Source organism: Pseudooceanicola batsensis HTCC2597 (assembly GCF_000152725.1).
Lineage (GTDB): Bacteria > Pseudomonadota > Alphaproteobacteria > Rhodobacterales > Rhodobacteraceae > Pseudooceanicola > Pseudooceanicola batsensis.
Genome location: NZ_CH724131.1, coordinates 76,783 through 98,937, shown reverse-complemented (window position 1 = coordinate 98,937; position 22,155 = coordinate 76,783). Strand labels below are relative to the sequence as shown.

At 68.4% G+C, this 22,155-nt stretch carries 24 protein-coding genes; 16 read left to right on the top strand and 8 right to left on the bottom strand.

Annotated elements, in window-relative coordinates; all coding sequences use genetic code 11:
- The first annotated feature begins 208 nt into the window (after positions 1 to 208).
- From alr to OB2597_RS04550, 13 genes are all read left to right on the top strand, one after another.
- On the top strand, positions 209 to 1,255 hold the full coding sequence (alr, locus tag OB2597_RS04610) for an alanine racemase (RefSeq protein WP_040609114.1): 1,047 nt from the start codon (positions 209 to 211) through the stop codon (positions 1,253 to 1,255).
- 4 nt (positions 1,256 to 1,259) lie between these two features.
- Positions 1,260 to 2,036: an MlaE family ABC transporter permease gene (locus OB2597_RS04605; protein ID WP_009804355.1), complete on the top strand. Its 777-nt coding sequence runs from the start codon at positions 1,260 to 1,262 to the stop codon at positions 2,034 to 2,036.
- Entirely contained in the window at positions 2,033 to 2,779 is a 747-nt protein-coding gene (locus OB2597_RS04600; protein ID WP_009804354.1) for an ABC transporter ATP-binding protein, read from the top strand. The genes OB2597_RS04605 and OB2597_RS04600 overlap by 4 nt, the downstream gene beginning before the upstream one ends.
- A gap of 421 nt (positions 2,780 to 3,200) precedes the next feature.
- Positions 3,201 to 4,565 (top strand): DNA repair protein RadA, encoded by a 1,365-nt coding sequence (gene radA, locus OB2597_RS04595; protein WP_009804353.1) that lies wholly within the window; start codon positions 3,201 to 3,203, stop codon positions 4,563 to 4,565.
- Positions 4,566 to 4,588: 23 nt separating this feature from the next.
- Positions 4,589 to 5,143 (top strand): CvpA family protein, encoded by a 555-nt coding sequence (locus tag OB2597_RS04590; RefSeq protein ID WP_009804352.1) that lies wholly within the window; start codon positions 4,589 to 4,591, stop codon positions 5,141 to 5,143.
- A 334-nt stretch (positions 5,144 to 5,477) separates the two neighbouring features.
- Positions 5,478 to 6,962 (top strand): amidophosphoribosyltransferase, encoded by a 1,485-nt coding sequence (gene purF, locus OB2597_RS04585; protein ID WP_009804351.1) that lies wholly within the window; start codon positions 5,478 to 5,480, stop codon positions 6,960 to 6,962.
- 78 nt (positions 6,963 to 7,040) lie between these two features.
- A complete protein-coding gene (gene map / locus OB2597_RS04580) occupies positions 7,041 to 7,790 on the top strand; it encodes a type I methionyl aminopeptidase (protein WP_009804350.1) in 750 nt (249 codons plus the stop codon).
- Positions 7,791 to 7,934: 144 nt separating this feature from the next.
- A complete protein-coding gene (locus OB2597_RS04575; RefSeq protein ID WP_009804349.1) occupies positions 7,935 to 8,201 on the top strand; it encodes a methionine aminopeptidase in 267 nt (88 codons plus the stop codon).
- A 43-nt stretch (positions 8,202 to 8,244) separates the two neighbouring features.
- Complete coding sequence (locus OB2597_RS04570) at positions 8,245 to 8,886, top strand: SDR family NAD(P)-dependent oxidoreductase (protein WP_009804348.1); 642 nt, start codon at positions 8,245 to 8,247, stop codon at positions 8,884 to 8,886.
- Positions 8,887 to 8,892: 6 nt separating this feature from the next.
- A complete protein-coding gene (locus OB2597_RS04565; RefSeq protein ID WP_009804347.1) occupies positions 8,893 to 9,279 on the top strand; it encodes an iron chaperone in 387 nt (128 codons plus the stop codon).
- Positions 9,280 to 9,378: 99 nt separating this feature from the next.
- A complete protein-coding gene (surE, locus tag OB2597_RS04560) occupies positions 9,379 to 10,161 on the top strand; it encodes a 5'/3'-nucleotidase SurE (RefSeq protein ID WP_009804346.1) in 783 nt (260 codons plus the stop codon).
- The gene (locus OB2597_RS04555) at positions 10,158 to 10,811 is read left to right on the top strand and encodes a protein-L-isoaspartate(D-aspartate) O-methyltransferase (protein WP_009804345.1); all 654 of its coding nucleotides are present in this window, start codon (positions 10,158 to 10,160) and stop codon (positions 10,809 to 10,811) included. The genes surE and OB2597_RS04555 overlap by 4 nt, the downstream gene beginning before the upstream one ends.
- Positions 10,812 to 10,880: 69 nt before the next feature.
- Entirely contained in the window at positions 10,881 to 12,119 is a 1,239-nt protein-coding gene (locus OB2597_RS04550; RefSeq protein ID WP_009804344.1) for a M23 family metallopeptidase, read from the top strand.
- A gap of 439 nt (positions 12,120 to 12,558) precedes the next feature.
- On the opposite strand, the gene OB2597_RS04545 is transcribed toward OB2597_RS04550, so the two are convergent.
- The 7 genes from OB2597_RS04545 to OB2597_RS04515 all read right to left on the bottom strand — a co-directional run bounded on the left by OB2597_RS04545 (position 12,559) and on the right by OB2597_RS04515 (position 18,274).
- Positions 12,559 to 13,401, bottom strand: coding sequence for an ATP-binding protein (locus tag OB2597_RS04545; RefSeq protein WP_009804343.1), 843 nt, complete (start codon positions 13,399 to 13,401; stop codon positions 12,559 to 12,561).
- Positions 13,394 to 14,308 carry a twin-arginine translocase subunit TatC gene (gene tatC, locus OB2597_RS04540; RefSeq protein WP_009804342.1) on the bottom strand — a complete coding sequence of 305 codons (915 nt, stop codon included), beginning with the start codon at positions 14,306 to 14,308 and terminating at the stop codon, positions 13,394 to 13,396. The genes OB2597_RS04545 and tatC overlap by 8 nt, the downstream gene beginning before the upstream one ends.
- On the bottom strand, positions 14,305 to 14,787 hold the full coding sequence (gene tatB / locus OB2597_RS04535) for a Sec-independent protein translocase protein TatB (RefSeq protein WP_009804341.1): 483 nt from the start codon (positions 14,785 to 14,787) through the stop codon (positions 14,305 to 14,307). The genes tatC and tatB overlap by 4 nt, the downstream gene beginning before the upstream one ends.
- A gap of 6 nt (positions 14,788 to 14,793) precedes the next feature.
- Complete coding sequence (gene tatA, locus OB2597_RS04530) at positions 14,794 to 15,006, bottom strand: twin-arginine translocase TatA/TatE family subunit (protein WP_009804340.1); 213 nt, start codon at positions 15,004 to 15,006, stop codon at positions 14,794 to 14,796.
- Positions 15,007 to 15,229: 223 nt separating this feature from the next.
- Positions 15,230 to 16,312 (bottom strand): ABC transporter ATP-binding protein, encoded by a 1,083-nt coding sequence (locus tag OB2597_RS04525; RefSeq protein WP_009804339.1) that lies wholly within the window; start codon positions 16,310 to 16,312, stop codon positions 15,230 to 15,232.
- Between the two features lie 66 nt (positions 16,313 to 16,378).
- Positions 16,379 to 17,494 carry a hypothetical protein gene (locus OB2597_RS04520; protein ID WP_009804337.1) on the bottom strand — a complete coding sequence of 372 codons (1,116 nt, stop codon included), beginning with the start codon at positions 17,492 to 17,494 and terminating at the stop codon, positions 16,379 to 16,381.
- On the bottom strand, positions 17,495 to 18,274 hold the full coding sequence (locus tag OB2597_RS04515) for an SDR family oxidoreductase (protein ID WP_040609113.1): 780 nt from the start codon (positions 18,272 to 18,274) through the stop codon (positions 17,495 to 17,497).
- Between the two features lie 185 nt (positions 18,275 to 18,459).
- Here OB2597_RS04515 and OB2597_RS04510 point away from each other — a divergent pair, with 185 nt between their 5' ends.
- Both OB2597_RS04510 and OB2597_RS04505 read left to right on the top strand, forming a co-directional pair.
- A complete protein-coding gene (locus tag OB2597_RS04510; protein ID WP_009804335.1) occupies positions 18,460 to 19,485 on the top strand; it encodes a Hint domain-containing protein in 1,026 nt (341 codons plus the stop codon).
- Positions 19,486 to 19,557: 72 nt separating this feature from the next.
- Positions 19,558 to 19,986: a hypothetical protein gene (locus OB2597_RS04505; protein WP_009804334.1), complete on the top strand. Its 429-nt coding sequence runs from the start codon at positions 19,558 to 19,560 to the stop codon at positions 19,984 to 19,986.
- A gap of 6 nt (positions 19,987 to 19,992) precedes the next feature.
- Here OB2597_RS04505 and OB2597_RS04500 read toward each other — a convergent pair whose 3' ends face one another.
- Positions 19,993 to 20,256 carry a DUF7218 family protein gene (locus tag OB2597_RS04500; RefSeq protein WP_009804333.1) on the bottom strand — a complete coding sequence of 88 codons (264 nt, stop codon included), beginning with the start codon at positions 20,254 to 20,256 and terminating at the stop codon, positions 19,993 to 19,995.
- Between the two features lie 118 nt (positions 20,257 to 20,374).
- On the opposite strand from OB2597_RS04500, the gene OB2597_RS04495 reads away from it, so the two are divergent.
- Positions 20,375 to 21,982, top strand: coding sequence for a peptide chain release factor 3 (locus tag OB2597_RS04495; protein ID WP_009804332.1), 1,608 nt, complete (start codon positions 20,375 to 20,377; stop codon positions 21,980 to 21,982).
- The last annotated feature ends 173 nt before the right edge of the window (positions 21,983 to 22,155 follow it).

Sequence of the window (22,155 nt, the reverse complement as noted above, 5' to 3'; positions counted from 1 at the left end):
TGGGAATGCGGCTCCGATCGGGCGCTCCGCGTATCTCGGGGACCATGGGGCCGGCGGTCTCCGCCGCGCCCCCGATCTCTCGGGGACAGGGGCCCGCGACATGGAGCCGCGTCCGGCCGGCGCGGGACGGGGCCGCGCTGAACCGCCGCGGCGCGCGGCGCCGGGAATTCCCCTTGCACGCCTGCAGGCCTGCCGTCAAAAGACGGGCATGAGTACCGCACGCATGACCGTTGACCTCGATGCGCTTGTCGCCAACTGGCGGGCGCTCGACGCCGCATCCTCGCCCGAGACCGAGACGGGGGCCGTCATCAAGGCCAACGGCTACGGGCTGGGCGTGCAGCCGGTCGCCCGCGCCCTGGCCCGGGCCGGGGTGCGCCGCTTTTTCGTCGCGGTGGCCGAGGAAGGGGCGGCGGTGCGCGAGGCGGTCGGGCCCAATGTCGAGATCAACGTCTTCTCGGGCCACATGCGCGGCGACACGGACATGATCGGCGATCTGAACCTGATCCCGATGCTCAATTCCGTCGACCAGATGCTGCGGCATGTCGAGGCGCTGCCGGGCCATCCGCTGGGCATCCAGCTCGATACCGGCATGAACCGGCTCGGGATGGAGCCGGAGGAATGGATGGCGGTGCGCGAGACGGCACTGGACCTGTCGCCGAATTTGATCATGTCGCACCTCGCCTGTGCCGACGAACCCGACCATCCGATGAACATCCGCCAGCTGCGGCAGTTCAAGGCCATGACCTCGGGGCTGGGCGGCGTGCCGCTGTCGCTGGCGGCGACCGGCGGCATCCTGCTGGGGCCGGAGTATCATTTCGACGTGACCCGCCCCGGGGTGGGCCTTTTCGGCGGCCTGCCCTTCGCCGATGCGGAACCGGTCGTGCGGCTCGACCTGCCGGTGATCCAGATCCGCGAGCTCGAGGCGGGCGAGACGGTCGGCTACGGCAACACCTGGACGGCCCCGGACCGGACCGTGATCGCCACGGTCGCCGCGGGCTACGCCGACGGCATCCACCGGCTCATGGGTCCGCGGACCTCGCTCTATGCCGGCGACACGCCCTGTCCGGTCCGCGGCCGGATCTCGATGGACCTGATCGGCGTCGACATCACGCACCTGACCGAGGAACCGCAGGGCCTGACCCTGCTGGGCCCGCAACAGACCGTCGACGTGATCGCCGAAAACGCGCAGACCATCGGTTACGAGGTGCTCACGTCGCTGGGCGGCCGGATGTCGCGCCGCTACAAGGGGGCCTGAGCCCGTGACGCGCCTGCTGGGAGGTATCGGCGCGCAGGTGCTGGCCGTGCTGGCGGCCGTCGGTCGGGTGGCGATATTCGCCGCGGTGACCCTGCGCCACCTCGTGACGCCGCCCTTCTACGGTCGCGAATTCCTCGGCGCGCTTCTCAACATCGGATGGCTCTCGCTGCCAGTGGTCGGGCTGACGGCGGTCTTTACCGGCGGGGCGCTGGCCCTGCAGATATATGCCGGCGGATCGCGGTTCGACGCCGAGGCCGTGGTGCCGCAGATCGTCGCCATCGGCATGGTGCGCGAGCTGGGGCCGGTGCTGGTCGGGCTGATGATCGCCGCCCGGGTGACCTCGTCCATCGCGGCCGAGATCGCGACGATGAAGGTCACCGAACAGATCGACGCGCTGGTGACGCTGTCGACCCATCCGATGAAATACCTCACGGTGCCCCGGGTCCTGGCCGGGCTGGTGACGGTGCCGCTGCTGGTCGGCGTGGGCGATATCATCGGCATCTTCGGCGGCTATCAGGTCGCGGTCCGGTCGCTCGGGTTCAACCCCGCGACATACCTGCAGAATACCGTGGACTTCCTCGAACCGCTCGACGTGCTTTCGTCGCTGGTCAAGGGCGCGGCCTTCGGGGTGATCGCGACGCTGATGGGATGCTATTCGGGCATGAACTCGGGGCGGGGCGCCCAGGGTGTGGGCGCCGCGACCAAGTCGTCGGTCGAGGCGGCGTCGGTCCTAATCCTCGCCGCGAACTTCCTGCTGACGGGGGTCTTCTTCTCGGCATGATACGCTACGAGGACGTTCACAAGAGCTTCGGGCCGAACCGGGTCCTGCGGGGGCTGACCCTGGATGTGCCGCGGGGCGAGAGCATGGTGATCATCGGCGGATCGGGCACCGGCAAATCGGTGGCGCTGAAGTGCGTGCTGGGGCTGGTGGAGCCCGATGCCGGCACGATCCTCGTCGACGGCCGGCCCGCGGCAGAAGGCGACCGGGAGGCCTTTCTCGCCCGGTTCGGAATGCTCTTCCAGGGCGGCGCATTGTTCGATTCGCTGCCCGTCTGGCAGAACGTGGCCTTCCGCCTGATGCGCGGGGCGCTTAAGCGGCCCAGGGCCGACGCGCGCGAAATCGCGATCGAAAAGCTGCGGCGGGTCGGGTTGACGCCCGAGGTGGCCGACCGATTTCCGGCGGAACTCTCGGGCGGAATGCAGAAGCGGGTCGGTCTCGCGCGGGCCATCGCAGCCGATCCGGCGATCATCTTCTTCGACGAACCCACCACCGGGCTCGACCCGATCATGGCGGGCGTGATCAATGACCTGATCCGTGAGATCGTGGTCGAGATGGGCGCCACGGCGGTCACGATCACCCATGACATGACCTCGGTCCGCGCCATCGCCGACCGGGTGGCGATGCTGCACGGCGGGATCATCCGCTGGACCGGCCCGGTGGCCGAGATGGACACGTCCGGCGACCCCTACCTGGACCAGTTCATCCACGGGCGCGCCGAAGGACCGATCGCCGCGGTGCGGTGACGCCGCCCGCGGTCGTCCTCCACTCTCGCCCCGCGCAGCCCTTCGATCCCGCGACCGGCGCCCGACTTCCCCTCGCCGCGGCCAGGGCGGCAGGGCAAGCCCCGCGTTGTCGCCCCCGGACTTGACCCGGGATCTCCCGGGCCCGTCGCGCCCTGTGACCGACGCCCTGCGCCCGGAGGCCCCGCCCGTCACGCGAAGCGGCCCGACGGCGCGCCCTCGTTCTCGGGCTCCACCCGTGGCTCTCGCAGACCCGTCGTGCGTCCGCAGACTCCCGCGCCCGACCGGAAGACGACACGTTATCCCGGTGTCGCCCCGGGACCCCGATCCATCACCGGCTGCGTGCTGGTCCGGCACGGCCGATCGCGCCGGCCCCGATATCGGGCGATTGACCGGACCTGCGGGATCGGCCACAAGATGCGGCATGGCGAAGCCCCAGATCTCCTATACCTGCCAATCCTGCGGCGCCCGCTTTCCCAAGTGGTCGGGGCAATGCGACGGCTGCGGCGAGTGGAACACCCTGCAGGAGGAGGCCCCGCTCTCGGCCGGGCCCGGCAAGGCGCTCAAGGGGGCACGGGGGCGGAAACTGGCGCTGACCGACCTGTCCGCGAAAGAGGCGCCGCCGCCGCGCACCGCCTCGGGGCTCGAGGAACTGGACCGGGTGCTGGGCGGCGGGCTCGTCCCGGCCTCGGCCATCCTCGTGGGCGGCGATCCAGGGATCGGGAAATCGACGCTGCTGCTCCAGGCGGCGGCGCGGTTCGCCTCCGGCGGTCTCAGGACATTCTACATCTCGGGCGAGGAAGCCTCGGCACAGGTGCGGCTCCGCGCGGCGCGGCTGGGGCTGACCGGAGCGCCGGTGCAGCTCGCGACCGAGACCTCGCTGCGGGACATCATGACGACGCTGGACGAGGAACGGCCCGATCTCGTCGTGATCGATTCGGTCCAGACCATGTGGTCGGACAATGTCGACAGCGCGCCGGGATCGGTCAGCCAGGTCCGCGCCACGGCGCAGGAGCTGACGACCTTCGCCAAGCGGCGCGGGGCGGCGGTGATCCTCGTGGGCCATGTGACCAAGGAAGGCCAGATCGCCGGGCCGCGCGTGGTCGAGCACATGGTCGACACCGTGCTCTATTTCGAGGGTGAGCGCGGGCACCAGTTCCGCATCCTTCGCAGCGTCAAGAACCGCTTCGGCCCGGCGGACGAGATCGGCGTCTTCGAGATGACCGGCGGCGGGCTGGCCGAGGTCACGAATCCCTCGGCGCTCTTCCTGTCGGAGCGCGGCACCCCCGCCCCGGGATCGGTGGTCTTCGCCGGGATCGAGGGCACGCGGCCGGTGCTGGTCGAGTTCCAGGCCCTCGTCGCGCCGACCCCGCACAGCCAGCCGCGGCGCACGGTCGTCGGCTGGGACGGCGGGCGGCTGGCGATGATCCTCGCGGTGCTGGAATCGCGCTGCGGCATCCCCTTCACCGGGCTCGACGTCTATCTCAACGTGGCGGGCGGGCTGAAGGTGGGCGAACCGGCCGCCGACCTCGCCGTGGCCTCGGCGATCCTGTCGGCGCGCGAGGACGTGGCGCTGCCGGCGGACTGCGTCGTCTTCGGCGAGATCTCCCTCTCCGGCGCGCTCAGACCGGTCGGGCAGATGGAAAACAGGTTGAAAGAAGCGGCAAAACTTGGTTTCTCCTCCGCCATAGCCCCGGCGGGTGGCAAGATTTCCGGTCGCGGGGACATGCAGCTTCGCGAGATGCCGGACTTGACGGCGGTGGTGGGCGAGGTATTCGGCGCGGGTTAGCGCAGGCGCGAGAGGGCGGGCAGATGGAAGGTTTCACAGTCATTGACGCCGTGGTCGCGGCGGTCATCGTCCTCTCGGCGCTGCTGGCCTATTCCCGCGGCCTCGTGCGCGAGGCGCTGGCCATCGGCGGATGGATCGCGGCGGGCATCCTGTCGTTCATCTTCGCGCCGCAGGTCGCGCCGCTGGTCAAGGAGGTGCCGTTCATCGGCCCCTTCATCTCGGACAATTGCGAACTGTCGATGATCACCGCCTTCGCCGCCGTCTTCGCGGTGGTCCTGCTGATCGCGTCGCTGTTCACGCCTCTCTTCGCCTCGGTGGTGCAACGCTCGGCGCTCGGGGGGCTGGACCAGGCGCTCGGGTTCCTGTTCGGAGTGGCGCGCGGGCTCCTTCTCGTCGCGATCGCGTTCTTCGTCTACAACACGATGTTCGCCTCCCAGCAGGCCGAGGTCGTCGACAACAGCCGCTCCGCTCAGGTCTTCGGCCAGCTGACGGCCGAGTTCGAACAGGAGGACCCGCAGGTCGCGCTCGGCTGGGTCACCCGGCAGTACGAACAGCTGATCGGCATCTGCGAAGCCTGATCCCTCGCGGCCCCGGTACGCTCAGGCGTCCCGCCCGGAGAGCGGTCGGTCGCGTCCAGCGTCCTTTCCCGCGCGGGGTCGTGCGGCCGCATACGCGCCGCCGCGTCGGGGGAGAGAAAGCGCGCGTCCCGGCAGGACCTGCGCGATCTGCGCCTCGCGAAAGCGCAGGACCGGCCCAACGCGCGCTTGGTTCACGCTCATACGGCGATCACTTTCTGTCCACCTGCGGCCCGGATATGTGATCCTTTCGTGACACCGCGTTTCATAGGTCTTAAGAGGGGCCCGAGACCGAACGGATTCGGAGCGCGCCTTGTCCCGCCAGACCCTGTCTTCCATGATCGCTGACACCCATTCCCATGACCCCCGGCTGCCCCGCCATCCCCTGGATGACGACAAGCTGCGGGAAGAATGCGGCATCTTCGGCGTGATCGGCGCCGCCGACGCCGCCAGCTTCGTCGCCCTCGGCCTGCATGCGTTGCAGCATCGCGGCCAGGAGGCCGGCGGCATCGTGGTGCACGACCCCGAGCACGGGTTCAACTCGGCCCGGCGGCTGGGTTACGTGCGCGACAACTTCACCTCGCCCGACCTGATGGAGACCCTGCCCGGTCCTCTCGGGATCGGCCACGTCCGCTATTCCACGACAGGCAACAAGGGCCATACCGCGATCCGCGACGTGCAGCCCTTCTTCGGCGAATTCGCCATGGGTGGGGCCGCGCTGGCGCACAACGGCAACATCACCAATGCCGAGGCCCTGCGGAAGGAACTGATCGAACGCGGCGCGATCTTCCAGAGCTCGTCCGACAGCGAATGCATCATCCACCTGATGGCGCGGTCGCTTCAGCGCAACATCCCCGACCGGATGGAGGACGCGCTGCGGCGGGTCGAGGGGGCATTCTCGGTCGTGGCCATGACCGGGACCCAGCTGATCGGGGTGCGCGACGCCCTGGGCGTGCGCCCGCTGGTGCTGGGCAAGGTGGCCGACGGCTATGCGCTCTCCTCCGAGACCTGCGCCCTCGATATCATCGGGGCCGAGTTCGTCCGCGAGATCGAGCCCGGCGAGATGGTCGTCATCACCGAGAAGGGCGTCGAAAGCCGCTTTCCCTTCCGCCGTCAGAACTCGCGCTTCTGCATCTTCGAGCATGTCTATTTCTCGCGCCCCGATTCCATCATCGGCGGGCGCTCGGTCTACGAAACCCGCCGGCAGATCGGTGTGGAACTGGCGCGCGAAGCCCCGGTCGAGGCCGATCTCGTCTGCCCGGTGCCGGACAGCGGCACGCCTGCGGCCATCGGCTACAGCCAGGAATCGGGCATTCCCTACGCCATGGGGATCATCCGCAACCAGTACATGGGACGGACCTTCATCGAACCGACCGAGCAGATCCGCAACATGGGCGTGCGGCTCAAGCTGAACGTGAACCGGGCGCTGATCGCGGGCAAGCGCGTGATCCTCGTCGACGACTCGGTGGTGCGCGGCACGACCTCGCGCAAGATCAAGGAAATGATCCTCGATGCGGGCGCGGCCGAGGTGCATTTCCGCATCGCCTCTCCGCCGACCGCCTGGCCCTGCTTCTACGGGGTGGACACGCCGCAGCGCGAAAAGCTGCTGGCCGCGACCATGTCCGAGGAAGAGATGCGGGATCATCTCGCGGTGAACAGCCTCAAGTTCATCTCGCTCGACGGCCTCTACCGCGCCGCCGGCGCGGCCGAGGGGCGCAACGATGCCTGTCCGCAATATTGCGACGCCTGCTTCTCGGGCGAGTACCCGGTAGAGCCCTCGGACATGATCGAACGCGGGTTCGAACTGAAAGCGGCGGAATAGCGGCGACCGACACGGGCATCGCGTGACTTTTCACCCGGTGCGGCCCATGCTGCGCGAACAACGATCGGCCGGGGCCGCATGACCCTCGACAGGCAGGATGAACTCGACGGGCTGAAGGACATCGGCCGGATCGTGGCGAACACGATGCGGGCCATGGCGAAAGCGATGGAACCCGGCATGACCACGCGCGAGCTCGACCGGATCGGTGCGGCGCTGCTCGAGCGCGACGGCGCGGTTTCGGCGCCGCGATCGACCTACGATTTCCCCGGCGCGACCTGCATCAGCGTCAATGAAGAGATCGCGCACGGCATTCCGGGGGATCGGATCATTGCGCGGGGCGATCTTGTCAACATCGACGTGTCGGCATCGAAGAACGGGTTCTTTGCCGATACCGGTGCGACCTTTCGCGTCGGGAGCGTGCAGCCGTCGCTGGAGCGGCTGTGCCGGGACGGGAAGCGCGCCATGCAGATCGGCATCGCACAGGTGCGCAGTGACAGGCCGCTGGCCGGGATCGGGCAGGCCATCGGGCGGTTCGCCAGGTCGCGCGGCTATTCCCTGATCCGCAACCTGGCGAGCCATGGCATCGGGCGCTCCCTGCACGAATGGCCGACCGAGATCGCGACATGGCCGACCCGCGGCGACACCCGGCGGATCCACAAGGGGCTGGTGCTGACCATCGAGCCCTTCCTGTCGCGGGGCGGCATGCTGGCCACCAATGGCGGTGACGGCTGGACGCTCTTCAGCCACCCGCCCGCCCCGGTCGTGCAATACGAACATACCGTCGTCGCGACCGATCGCTGCGCCACCATCGTGACGCTGCCCGGCTGAGCCTTTTCACCTGACCGGCCGCCCTGCGGCGGCGCGGCGGCGCCGTTCCGCCAGGCTCACCGCGACGTGACCCGCATCCCCTTTTCATTCGCCCCCCGATGCCGCATCCCCCGATCCGCGCCCGCGTGGCGCAAGAACAACGGAATGAAGGCAGACATGGCCGAAACACCCGAAAACGTGGCGAAACTGGCCACCAAGGAATCCGCCCTCGACCTCTCGGGCATCGCCCTGCTGGGCACGATGGTCGAAGCCGACGGGCCCAAGGCGCTGCTCCGGCTCTCGGGCGGCAACGTGCGCAAGGTCGCCCCGGGCGACCGGATCGGGCTGGCGCGGGTCCGGGCCGTCGGGGCCGGCATGGTCCAGATCTCCGGCCTCGCCGGCACCGAGACCCTGACGATGCCGCAGGGATAAGCGGCATCTTGACGGGTGCCGCCATCTCGGCCACACCGCCGGAATGACAGACCCTATCGCCCTCGTGACCGGAGCGTCGCGCGGCCTCGGCGCCGCGCTGGCCAAGGCGCTCGCTCCGACGCACCACATCATCGCCGTCGCCCGCACCGTCGGCGCGCTGGAAGAACTGGACGACGCGATCAAGGCCGCGGGCGGCAGCGCGACCCTGGCCCCGATGGACGTGACCCAGGCGGACGCGATGGCCCAGCTCTGCCGGTCGATCCATGACAGGTGGGGCGGCGTGGCACTCTGGCTGCACACCGCCATCCATGTCCCGCCCCTCTCGCCGGTGCCTCACATCGATGCCAAGGACTGGGCCAGGTCGGTCAATACCAACGTCACCGCCATGGGGCATCTGATCCCCTATGTCGCGCCCCTGCTGGGGACCGAGGGGCGGGCGGTCTTCTTCGAGGATGCCGCAGCGACCGAGAAGTTCCACGGCGCCTACGGCGCGACCAAGGCGGCGCAGATCGCGATGGCGCGGGTCTGGGCGGCGGAATGCAAAGCCTCGGGACCGCGGGTCGACGTGCTGACCGCCGCGCCGATGCCGACCGCGCTGCGGGCCCGGTTCCACCCGGGCGAGGACCGCTCCGCCCTGATCCACCCCGACCGGGAGGCCGCCCGCCTTCTGGGTCTGCTTGGCTGACAGGCCATGGCCGAGGATCCCGACAGCTACATCGCGGATCAGCCCGTCGCCCAGGCCAGGGCACTGCGTCGGCTGAGAAACTTCCTCGCCGACCGCATCGCCCACGCGGGCGTCGCCGTCGAGGAGGCCATGTCTTACGGAATGCCGGGGTTCCGCGTGCTCTCGGGCCCGGGTCGGGGGAAGATGCTGCTGGGCTATGCCGGATGGCAGGCGCATCTGGCGATCTATCCGCACTCCGGGTCGGTTCTGGCGCAGATGCATGCCGAGACCCGCGGGATGAGCCAGACCAACAGCGCGCTGCACGTCGCCATCGGAGACCTGCCGCCCGAGGCGGTCGTGGACCGGATGATCCAGCTTCGGCTGCAGGAGATCGGCCGACCGCCGGCACCGTGAGGCCGCGGCGATGCGACGCCTGCACCGCGGCTCCGGCTCGGACTTGCCCCGGGTCCGGGGCGCAGGTATGCAGGCCGAAACAGGCAGACGGGGCGATCCATGCGCATTCTTGTAACCAATGATGACGGCATCAACGCGCCCGGCCTGCAAATCCTCGAAGCGATCGCCGCCGAACTTGCGGGCGCCGAGGGCGAGGTCTGGGTCGTCGCTCCGGCGTTCGAGCAATCCGGCGTGGCGCACAAGATCTCCTACACCCACCCCACGATGATCTCGGAAATGGGAGAGCGGCGCTACGCGGCCGAAGGCTCGCCCGCCGATTGCGTGATGGCGGGGCTGCATGACGTGCTGAACGGGCAGGAGATCGACCTCGTCCTCTCCGGCGTGAACCGCGGCAACAATTCGGCCGAGAACGCGCTCTATTCCGGCACGCTCGGCGGCGCGATGGAGGGGGCGCTACAGGGCTGCCGGGCCATCGCCCTGTCGCAGTACCTCGGACCCGACAACTTCAACCTGGACAACCCGTTCGAGGCCGCAGCCGTCCACGGCGCCGAGGTGATCCGAAAGATAATCGCGGCCGAGCCGCCGAACGACGATCCCTACGGGCTCTTCTACAACGTGAACTTCCCGCCCTGCCCCGCGGACGAAGTGGCGGGCGTCCGGGTCGCGCCGCAGGGCATCCGCCCCTACACCCGCTTTTCGGTCGAGGCGCATCTGTCGCCCTCCGGGCGCCGCTTCCTCTGGGCCCGGGGAACCGACCAGCGCCAGGGATCGGCCGCGGGCACCGATGCGGCGGTCAATCTCGAGAACTACATTTCGGTCACGCCGATGCGCGCCGACCTGACCGCCCATGACATGCTGGAGCCGCTGAAAGCCATCGAATGACCGACCACGGGACGAGTGCCGAACGCAAGATGCAGTTCCTCTTCGCGCTGCGCTCGCGCGGGGTGACGGATGCCCGGACCCTGGCGGCGATGGAGAAGGTCGATCGCGGCGCTTTCGTCCGGGGCATCTTTTCCGACCGCGCCTACGAGGACATGCCGCTGCCGATCGCCTGCGGCCAGACGATCTCGCAGCCGTCGGTGGTCGGGCTGATGACCCAGGCGCTGCTGATCGAACCGCGCCACCGCGTGCTCGAGGTAGGCACCGGATCGGGCTATCAGGCGGCGATCCTGGCGCAGATGGCGCGCCGGGTCTACACCATCGACCGGCACCAGCGTCTGGTGCGCGAGGCCCAGGCGGTCTTCGACCGGATGGAGCTGGGCAACGTGACGACCTTCGTTGCGGACGGCAGCCACGGCCTGCCCGATCAGGCGCCCTTCGACCGCATCATCGTGACCGCCGCGGCCGAGGACGCGCCGGGGCCGCTCTTGGCTCAGTTGAAGATTGACGGTATCATGGTGCTGCCGGTCGGCCAGTCGGATACGGTGCAAAGCCTGATCCGGGTGCGCCGGCTCGAGACGGGGTACGATTACGAAGAGCTCCGGCCGGTGCGGTTCGTGCCGCTGGTCGAGGGGCTGGCCAAGGAAGATTGACGGCGCTACAGGCGCGCCGACGGGTAGCAGACCCCCCGGGGCAACGGGGCGGGACGAGGGATCGGACAGATGCAGCAGACAGCCACGACTACGGGGACCCGGACATGGGTGCCGCGGACCCTTCTGGCCGGAACGGCGATCCTGGCGCTGAGCGCCTGCGATCCCGTGGACATGGACCTGCGCGGCGGATTGGGCGGGTTCTCGACGACCGAGGCGGCGCGGGTGGCCACCATCGACCGGCCCCGGCCGGACGACCGGGGGATCATCTCCTATCCGAACTACCAGGTCGTGGTGTCGCGCCGGGACGACAGCGTCGCCGATGTCGCCGCCCGGATCGGCGTCGATGCGCAGACGCTGGCCGAATACAACGGGCTGCGGGTGGACGACCGGCTGCGCAACGGCGAGATCCTGGCCCTGCCCGGCCGGGTGACGGAACCCTCCCCGGCGACGGGCGCCCCCGGGACCGGCCCCTTCCTGCCCCCCGGACAGGTGGACATCACCGCCATGGCCGGCGCGGCCATCGACCGGGCGGGGGATCAGAGCATCGATGTCGCCACCCTGCCCCCGGCCGAGGACCAGCTGACGGCGCCGGAACCCGTGCGGCACCGGGTCGCGCGCGGCGAGACGGCCTTTACCATCTCGCGCCTCTACAACGTGTCCGTGCGGTCCTTGGCCGACTGGAACGGGCTGGACAGCGACTTCACCATCCGCGAGGGCCAGTACCTGCTGATCCCCGTCGCCGTCGACGACGCGGCCCCTCCTCCGGTCACCACCGAGGAGACCGTGCCGCCGGGCACGGGCACGCCGACGCCCGTCCCGCCGAGTGCAAGCCAGCCGCTTCCCGAGGAGCGGACGGAACCGATCACGCCGGCCGAGACCGCGGAGCGGACGGACACGGCCGGCGCCGAGCCCGCGACGGCCGCGCCCGACCTGAGCGACCAGCAGACCGCCGCGCCGAGCGCGGCGATGGACTACCCGGTGAAGGGCCGGATCATCCGCGAATACGCCCGCGGCCGGAGCGACGGAATCGACATCGCCGCCGATCCGGGCACGGCGGTGCGCGCGGCGGATGCGGGCACGGTGGCGGCGATCACCTCGGACGCGGACAATGTCCGGGTGATCGTGGTGCGGCACGCTGGCAAGCTGCTGACTATCTACTCGAATGTCGACGGAATCGCCGTTCAAGAGGGTCAGACCGTGGCCCGCGGCCAGAAGATCGCCGAGATCCGCTCGGGCGAGTCGCCTTACGTCCACTTCGAGGTCCGCAAGGGCCTCGAGGCGACGGACCCGATGGACTACCTGCAGTAGGAGGGTTTCGGCCTTCGGAGAGGGGAGATCCTCGGGTCAGGCCCGAGGATGCCGCCGGCGTCGGCTGGCCGGACGGCGGACCGACTGCCGCGACAGGCGTCTCCCGCTGCTCCGGAACGGGCTGTGCGCATACGGCGGGTCGCAAGCCTCGGCCCTTCCCCAGGAACTTGCGAACGGGTGCGAGATGGCCGGAGATCCTCGGGTCGGGCCCGGGGATGATGTGGGGATGGCGTGAAGAACGGCGCCGTTTGCCGCGGGTGGTCAGGGTGTCGGTCGGTGGATCGGCTTGGGTTGCGCCCCCCTCGGGGCGGCCGCTGCCCCGTTTGCGAAGGCCGGCCGCACGGGTCCCCGCACGAGACGGCAAGAGCGGAGGGGCCCTGCCCCTCCCTTAGCCTGCGGCCAATTCCCGCCCCGGGATATTTTCAGGACCAAAGAAGGATCAGGCGATCCGGATGCCGTGGCGGCCGGCGAGATCGGTGAAGAACTGCCAGGCGACACGGCCGGAGCGGCCGCCGCGCGTGGCCTGCCACTCGATCGCCTCGGCGCGGAGGGTCTCGGGGTCGATTCTCAGGCCATGCGCCGCGCAATAGCCCTCGATCATCGCGAGGTATTCGTCCTGCGCGCAGGGGTGGAAGCCCAGCCAGAGGCCGAACCGATCGGAGAGCGAGACCTTTTCCTCGGTCGCCTCGGAGGGAGAGATGGCCGTGGAGCGCTCGTTCTCGATCATGTCGCGCGGCATGAGGTGGCGGCGGTTGGAGGTGGCGTAGAAGAGCACGTTGTCCGGCCGGCCCGAGATGCCGCCGTCGAGCACTGCCTTGAGCGACTTGTAGTGCTGGTCATCGTGGCTGAAGCTGAGGTCGTCGCAGAACAGAAGGAACCGGTGCGCGGTGTCGCCGAGGATCTGCATGAGCCGGGTCACGGTCGGCAGGTCCTCGCGCTGAAGCTCGACGATCTTCAGGGAAATGCCGCGCGAGAGGATCTCGGCATGAACGGCCTTGACCAGGCTCGACTTGCCCATGCCACGCGCGCCCCAGAGCAGCGCGTTGTTCGCCGGGTAGCCCCCGGCGAACTGAAGCGTGTTGGCCAACAGCGTATCGCGGGCGCGGTCGATGCCCAGCAGCAGCGAGAGATCGACGCGGGCCACCTTCTCGACCGGGACCAGCCGTTCCGGTCCGGTGTGCCAGACGAAGGCGTCGGCCCGGTCGAAATCCGGCGAGGCGAGCGGCGCGGGGGCGATCCGCTCCAGCGCGGCGGCGATCCGGCTCAGGGCGTCGTCAGTCATTCCCGCGTCCGGAGGATCCGGTCTCGTCCTCGTGCAGCGGGTCTTCGGCCGCGACGATATCGGACATCTCTTCCTCGTCGTCATAGTAGCCTTCGGCGCGCAGGCGTTCCTCGCGCCGGGTCTCGACCCGGCGGACCAGCCAGATCGAAATCTCGTAGAGCCCGTAGACCACGACGAAGAGGATGATCTGGGTGATCACATCCGGCGGCGTGACCAGGGCGGCCAGGACCAGGATCGCTACGACGGCATATTTGCGGACATTGCCCAGCCCCTCGGAAGAGACCAGCCCCGCCTTGCCCATGAGCGTCAGCAGGACCGGAAGCTGGAAGCAGAGGCCGAAGGCGACGATGAACTTGATCGTCAGCGAGAGGTATTCCTGCGCGGAGCCCTGGAAGGCGATGCCGGCGACGCCGTTCTCGGCCGTTTCCTCGCCCAGGACCGAGCCGGGCTGCTGGAAGCCCAGGAAGAAGTCGAAGGCCAGCGGCGTGACGACGTAGAAGGCGAAGGCCGCGCCGAGGAAGAACATTCCCGGCGAGGCCAGCAGGAACGGCAGGAAGGCGTTCTTCTCCGTGCGGTAGAGGCCCGGGGCCACGAAGCGCCACATCTGGAAGGAGATGTAGGGGAAGGCGAGGATCAGCCCGCCCAGAAGCGAGATCGAGATGGCGACGAAAAAGCCCTCCTGCAGCTTGATCAGGATCAGGCCGCAGTCGCCGCTTTCGCCGCGGGCCGCCATGGCGTCGCAGAGCGGCTGGGTCAGGAAATTGAACACCGGGTTCCAGACGGTGAAGCAGATCACCATGCCGGCGATGAAGGCCAGCACCGACCGGATCAGGCGCGTGCGCAGTTCCGCCAGGTGTTCGATCAGCGGGGCGGAGCTGTCGTCGATCTCGTCTTCGGCGGTGGTCATGCCTTGTCCCCTGATGAGCCGGCGTCTGGCGTGGCCTCGGCCTGGGAGGCGCCGGCCGTCTCGACAGGCTCGTCGCCGGCGGGGGCGCCCTCAGCCGCCGTCGCCGCCTCTTCGTCGCGGCGCTTCTGGGCGCGGTCGGCGCTGGCGGCGTGAATCTTCTTTGCGGCCTCGGCCCGGTCCTCGGCCAGTTTGCCGGTATGGGAGTCGGGTTCCCACTTGGTGAAATCGGCGGCGTCCTTGACCTTGTCCAGCCCGTACTTGGCCGGGTTCGACATGCCGCGGAAGGCGTCGCTCGCCTCCTTCATGCCGGACTGGTCGGCGGCATCCTCCATGGCGCGGGAAAACTCCCGCGCCATCGCGCGCGCCTTGCCGACGTAGCGCCCCATGTTGCGGAAGAGGACCGGAAGGTCCCTGGGCCCCACAACGATGAGCGCCACGATGCCGATGAGCAGAATTTCGGTCCAGCCCATGCCGAACATGAGGGGTTACGCCTTGTCTTTTTCTTCCGGCGTCACGTCGCGGGCCTCTTCGGCCTGCGCGTCCTCCAGTTCCTTGCTGCCGTCGCTCACGCCCTTCTTGAAGGCGGTGATGCCCTTGCCGACCTCGCCCATGAGCGAGGAGATCTTGCCGCGTCCGAACAGGACCAGCACGACCACGGCGATCAGCAGGAGGCCCATGGGACCAATGTTGTTGAGCATGTCATCTCTCCCCTGAGAACCGGACGGCGGGCCGACCGGGTCGAAAGTCCTGACGTATCTAATGGGTCGGGGGCGCGAGGGGAAGGTGCAATCCTTGAATCGTGAGAGTTTTTGCCCGGTCCGGGCGCGGGCCTCTTCCGGTGTGCGAGGGGCGCTGCCCCTCTGCCGCGCGGCCGGGGGCCGCGCGCCATTCACCCCGGGATACTTGCCGGACCAAAGAAGATCAGCCCGTCACCGGGAAGACGAAGCAGCGGTCGCGGCGGATGGTGAGCCAGAGCGGTTTGCCAGGGCGCGGCAGGAAGACGTTCGGGACCACCGCGCGGATGGTGGAGCCATCGTGATCCATGCGGAACTCCACCAGGCTTTCGCGCCCCATGAAGCGGGCGCGGATCACCGTGCCGCGGGCGGGGGTGCCGTCCTGTGCCGTGGGCAGCGGGCCCGAGCCGTCGCGGTCGAAGTCGATCTTGAGGTGCTGCGGGCGGATCACGATCTCGACCTGCTGGCCGTCGGGCACGCCGGGGGCGAGGAAGCGACCGAAGGGGGTCTCGGTCAGCGCGCCGCGGACGGTGCCGCGGATGACGTTGATGTCGCTGAAGAACGAGACCGTCTGCTTGTCCTTGGGGGCGTTGTAGATGTTGTAGGGCGCGCCCTGCTGCACGATGCGTCCCTGCCGCATGAGGGCGATGTCGTCGGCCATGCGCATGGCCTCGTCGGGTTCGTGGGTGACGAGGAGGACGGCCGTGCCGGCCTCTTTCAGGATCGAGAGGGTGGTGTCGCGGATCTCGTCCCGCAGGCGGTTGTCGAGACCCGAGAACGGTTCGTCCATCAGCATGATGCGCGGGTCCGGGGCGAGCGCCCGGGCCAGGGCGACCCGCTGCTGTTCCCCGCCCGAAAGTTCGTGCGGCCAGGCGTCGATGAAGCGGCGCAGGCTGACCCGGTCCAGCATGGTCTCGACCCGGGCGCGTTTTTCCGCGGCCGGTCCGGCGAGGCCGAAGGCGACGTTCTCGGCCACGGACAGGTGGGGGAAGAGCGCGAAGTCCTGGAACATCAGGCCGATGCGGCGGCGTTCGGCCGGGACGCGGAAGACGGTGTCGCAGACCAGCGTGCCGTCGACCCAGATCTCGCCCGCGTCCTGCATCTCGACCCCCGCGATCATGCGCAGGGTGGTCGATTTGCCGCAGCCCGAAGGGCCGAGCAGGCAGGTCACCTGCCCCGGCATGATCGTGAGCGACAGATCGTCGACGACCGCGCGCCCGTCGAAACGGCGTGTCAGGTTGCGGATTTCCAGACGCGGGACGGGGGCCAAGAACTTTTCCGATGGATTTACTAAGGTTTCGGGGTGCGTAGCAGGGCGCGACAGGCGCGGCAAGTCTCAGTCGGTCAGGGTCACTGTGCCGGTGGCGCGGATGCGGCCGTTGACCTGGATCGCGATCCGGTGGGGGCCGGGATGAAGCCGGTAGGTGCTGGCATCCGCCGGCAGGCGGTGGCTCTTGGTCAGGGTGAGGGGCCGCCCCGCCCCGAGCCGCGCCATCTTGAGCCTGTGCACCTTGACCCGCTCCTTTCCGCCGGGCCGCGGACAGCGCATGACATAGTCGACGAGGACGGGGAGATCCTCGTCGCAGCGCAGCGTCACCGCGAAATCCAGCCTTTCGCCGATTCGCGCCGTCCCGGGCAGCGCGAGTTCGGCTTCGATGTGCCCCTCCACCCGGTAGCCCAGCAGCGTGAGCGCGCCGGAATGGCCCTTTTTGACAAGATCGCGCAGGGCGTGGCGCGTCATCCAGTCCAGTTCGCGCCGGTCCTGACGCCCCTCCTCGCGCCAGCGGATCAGCGTCGCGAGGACCGGGGCCGCGTCGATCTTGGAGAGGTCGTTGAGATGGTTGGCGACCGAGCGCGTGACGAAGCGGGCGGGATCGCCATGCAGCCGGTCGAGCAGCGGCAGGGGGCGGGCTGGGTCGGTCGCGATGCCGGCCCCCCAGGGCAGTTTTGGGCGGGATCCTTCCGAGACCAGCCGCCGGACGTGATAATTCGGATGCCCTGCCCATGCACCGAAACGGTCGAAGGTCTCATCGGGCCAGCGGTTGATGAAGTGCCGGATGGCATATTCCATGGAAAAGCGCTGCGTCAGGGCCTCGAGAAGGTCGAGGGCGCGGGTGCGGTGATGCTCGAGACCGTGGATGACGGCATAGTCGCCGAGGGGCGCGAAGATGAAGTCGCCGAAATCGTCATCGGTGCGTGTCGGGTCGAGCGGCGGCGGCAGCGCCGCCTCGATCATCGCGGCGGCGGCGGGGAAATCGGCCGGCAGGGCCGGACCGAGGCATTCGGCGATCCAGGCGATGCGCTGTTTCAGCTCGAGGTCGGGAAAGCGCCGCAGGCAGTTGCCCTCGAAGCCCGGGTCGAAGCCGGGGTCGACGGCGCGGAAAAGGCCGGCCAGATAGCCGACCTTCTCCGCGTTGAAGAGCTGATCCTTCAGGGAATAGCCGCCCGCCATCTAGATCGTCGAGTTGAAGGCGCCACCGTCGAGCAGGATGTTCTGCCCCACCATGTAGCCCGCATGAACCGAGCACATGAAGGCGCAGGTGGCGCCGAATTCGTCGGCCCGGCCGATCCGTCCCGTGGGGTTGGCGTCGTCCCGGGCCTGCGCGGCCTCCTCGACGCTGATCCCCTCGCGCTTGGCGGTGGCCTCGACCAGGGATCTGGCGCGGTCGGTGTCGTGCAGACCGGGCAGGAGGTTGTTGATCCTCACCCCATGCCTGGCCACCTGGCGCGCGGTGCCGGCGACATAGCCCGTCAGCCCGGCGCGGGCCGAATTCGACAGGCCGAGCTGCGCGATCGGCGACCGGACAGAGGCCGAGGTGATGTTGACCACCCTGCCCCATTTCCTCTCGATCATGCCGGGCAGCAGCGTCTTCATCAGCGCGATCGGCGTCAGCATGTTGGCCTCGAGCGCCTGGATGAAATCCTCGCGCTCCCAGTCGGACCACATCCCCGGGGGCGGGCCGCCCGCGTTGTTGACCAGGATGTCGAGAGTTCCCGCGGCGTCGAGAACCTTCGCCCGGCCGTCTTCGGTGGTGATGTCGGCGGCCACGGCGGTGACCTCCACGTCATGCGCGCTGCGGATCTCCTCGGCGGTGGCCTCGAGCGCGTCGGCGCCGCGCGCGTTCAGAACGAGGGACACGCCCGCCTCGGCCAGGGCCATGGCACAACCGCGCCCCAACCCCTTGGACGATGCGCATACCAGCGCGCGCTTGCCTGCAATACCTAGGTCCATATATCCTTCCTCTCGGGCACGGGCGCCCGTTATGCCAATGTTTGCAAGTTGCATGTTATTTCGATTGCCGGCCCGGAACGCAACAATGACGGCAAAACACCCGGGACCCGCCCGGATGCCGCCACAATCGATGCCTAGACATCGGTCCGACCCGCAACGGCCGGAAGATGAAAGGTGCAGGGGACATGATCTCAGCCATCGCGAAACCAAGCGCCTCGGTTCCGGTTTTCCATGCCCGGGACCTGATCTGCGTGCACGGTGCGAACGAGGGCGACGACCTGACCTTCGCACAAGAGCTGACCCCCGACGACGCCTACTGGTTCGCGGACCGGCCGCACAGGCTGCGCCTCGGGATAGAATCCTCGGCCAGCGGCGCGATCACCGTGGGCGAGGATACCGAGACCGGAACGCCCGGCGCCTCGCTGCATCTCGACAGCTGCCTGACGTTCATGTCGCCCGACAGCGCCACGACCGAGGTGCTGGTCCTGGTCGAGGTCGACATGTACGGCGATGCGGCGGCGGTCTACGCCCTGCCCCTCGCGCCGATGACGCCGCGCACCGACTACATGCTGGTCGGGATCGACACGCGCGAGGCTGCGCGCAAGTTCGCCGAGGTCGCCTGCGTCTCGTTCACCCGTGGCACCAAGATCACCATGGCTTCGGGCGCGCAGACGGCGATCGAACGGCTGGCCGTGGGGGATCGCGTCCTGACGCGCGACGACGGACCGCAGGAAATCCGCTGGATCGGCCATTCCACCGTGCGCGCCGTCGGCGATTTTGCCCCGATCTCGATCCGGGCCGGCGCGCTGAACAATGCCAGCGACCTCGTGGTCAGCCCCGATCACCGGCTGTTCATCTATCAGCGCGAGGACGCGATAGGCGCGGGCCGGAAAGAGCTTCTGGTCAAGGCGCGCCACCTCTTGAACGGCGACACGATCACCCAGCAGGACGGCGGTTTCGTGGAATACTACCAACTGCTCTTCGACAAGCACGAGATCATCTATGCCGAAGGTATCGCCGCCGAGACGCTCCTGATCGACACGCGGACCCGCGCGGCGCTGCCTCGCGAACTGGACGAGGTGCTGGCCCGCGCCCTGCCGGGGCACGCGAACGACCTGCATCTCCAGTTCGAGGTTCAGCAGGGCCTGCTGGACAGGCCCGAGACGGCCGAACTGTTGCGCACCGCCTCGCGCCGCGCGGTCGGCCAGTGACGCCCGCGCAACTCCGTTGACGCCGCGTTAGCGGGCCCCTTAACCTCCGGACGGACCATCCCGGAGACGCCGATGACGAATCCCCTTGCCATCTTCGCCCTCATCGCGATGACCGGCGCAGCGGCCGCCGAGGTGGTCCCGCGCGCGGAGCAGACACCCGGCCCGATCTTCGACATGCTCAAGGCCGAGGCGCAAGGCAACGGCGAGGAGATCGACGGGGTGGCCGCATGGGAAATCGACCTCGAGGGCGACGGCACGACGGAATGGCTGGTGCAGCCCGCGCTCTGGACCGGCGGCAATTCGATCTCGGTCCGGACATACCTGTTCGACGGGGCCGATACCGGGTTCGGCACCCATGCGAATATCGGCATGAACCGGTCGCTCAAGCGCGTCGAGCAGGAGGGCCGCACCATCAGCCTCGTTATCTTCGAACTGCTCGAGAACGATCCGCGCTGCTGCCCGTCGGGCGAAAGCACGCGCATCCTGCAGATCGGGGAATGACCGGCCTCATCCCCTGAGCGCGTCGATCAGCTCGTCCTTGCTCATGTCCGACCGCCCGTCGATGTCGAGTTCCTGCGCCCGGTCATAGAGTTCGTCCTTCGTCCAATCCTCGTAGGGTGGCTGCTTGCCCCCCTTCTTCGAGGGGTGCTGGCTGTCGTTCGCCTGCGCGTTGGCGATGCGGGCCGCCTTTTCCTTGGAATAGCCCTCCTTGTCGCGCAGCTCTTCGTAGAGTTCATCGTCCTTGACGCTGTTGGCGTGGTTCTTGGCCATGTCATGCCTCCTTCGATCATCCCCCGGAAAACCCCGAACCCCGCCCGTTCGTTCCGCGGCGCGGCGCCTGTGCCACGGCTCGTCTTGCCGTTTCGCGCGGGGCTGATATATCCGCGCCATGCTCGATACGCCCGCCAACAGGCCCGACCTGCCGCCCGAAATCGCCCGCCGCCGCACCTTTGCGATCATCTCGCATCCGGATGCGGGCAAGACCACGCTGACCGAAAAGTTCCTGCTGTTCGGCGGGGCGATCCAGATGGCCGGACAGGTCCGCGCCAAGGGCGAGGCACGGCGCACGCGGTCCGACTTCATGCAGATGGAAAAGGACCGTGGGATCTCGGTCTCGGCCTCAGCGATGTCCTTCGATTACAGCGACTTCCGCTTCAATCTCGTCGACACGCCCGGTCACTCGGACTTTTCCGAGGACACCTATCGCACGCTGACCGCGGTCGATGCGGCGGTCATGGTCATCGACGGCGCCAAGGGGGTCGAAAGCCAGACCCGGAAGCTGTTCGAGGTCTGCCGCCTGCGCGACCTGCCGATCCTGACCTTCTGCAACAAGATGGACCGGGAAAGCCGCGATACCTTCGACATCATCGACGAGATCCAGGAAAACCTCGCGATCGACGTCACACCGGCCTCGTGGCCGATCGGCGTCGGGTCCGAGTTCCTGGGCTGCTACGACATCCTGCGCGACCGGCTGGAACTGATGGACCGAAAGGACCGCAACAAGGTGGCCGAGTCGATCCGAATCGCCGGACTCGAGGATCCCAAGCTGGCCGAACACGTCCCGCCGCACCTGCTCGACAAACTGGTGGAAGAGGTCGAGATGGCACGGGAACTGCTGCCCAAGCTCGATCCGCAGTCGGTGCTCGAAGGGCACATGACGCCGATCTGGTTCGGCTCGGCCATCAACTCGTTCGGGGTGAAGGAACTGATGGACGGCATCGCCACCTACGGCCCCGTCCCGCAGGTCCAGTCGGCCGAGCCGCGCCAGATCGCGCCCGAGGAAAAGAAGGTCGCGGGATTCGTCTTCAAGGTCCAGGCCAACATGGACCCGAAGCACCGCGACCGGGTGGCCTTTGTCCGCATGGCCTCGGGCCATTTCGAGCGCGGCATGAAGCTGACCCACGTGCGGTCCAAGAAACCGATGACCATCTCCAACCCGGTGATGTTCCTGGCCTCGGACCGCGAACTGGCGGAAGAGGCCTGGGCCGGCGACATCATCGGCATCCCCAACCACGGGCAACTGCGCATCGGCGACACCCTGACCGAGGGCGAGGCGCTGCGCGTCACCGGCATCCCGTCGTTCGCGCCGGAACTGCTGCAATCGTGCCGCGCAGGCGATCCGATGAAGGCCAAGCATCTGGAAAAGGCGCTGATGCAGTTCGCCGAGGAAGGCGCCGCGAAAGTCTTCAAGCCGTCCTTCGGCTCGGGCTTCATCGTCGGGGTGGTCGGCCCGCTCCAGTTCGAGGTGCTGGGCAGCCGGATCGAGATGGAATACGGCCTGCCCGTCCGGTTCGACAGCTCGCAGTTCACCTCGGCGAGGTGGGTCAAGGGAGAGCGGCAAGCTGTTGATAAGTTTGTGAATGCAAACAAGCAGCATATCGCCACCGACCATGATGGCGACGTCGTCTATCTGACGCGCCTGCAATGGGACATCGACCGGGTCGAGCGGGATTATCCCGACGTCACCCTGTCGGCGACCAAGGAAATGATGGTCTGAACGGCCGCGCCCGCGGGCTTGCCAGCGGGCACGCCCCGGGCCAGTCTGCGCGCATGCCGACCCCGTCCGCTTTCCCTGACACGACCTTTCCCGCCCGTGTGGACAAGTCGTGCGGTCCATGGCGGATCAAGACGTTGCCCGGGACAGTTCATACACGCGCCCTGCTCCCTGTG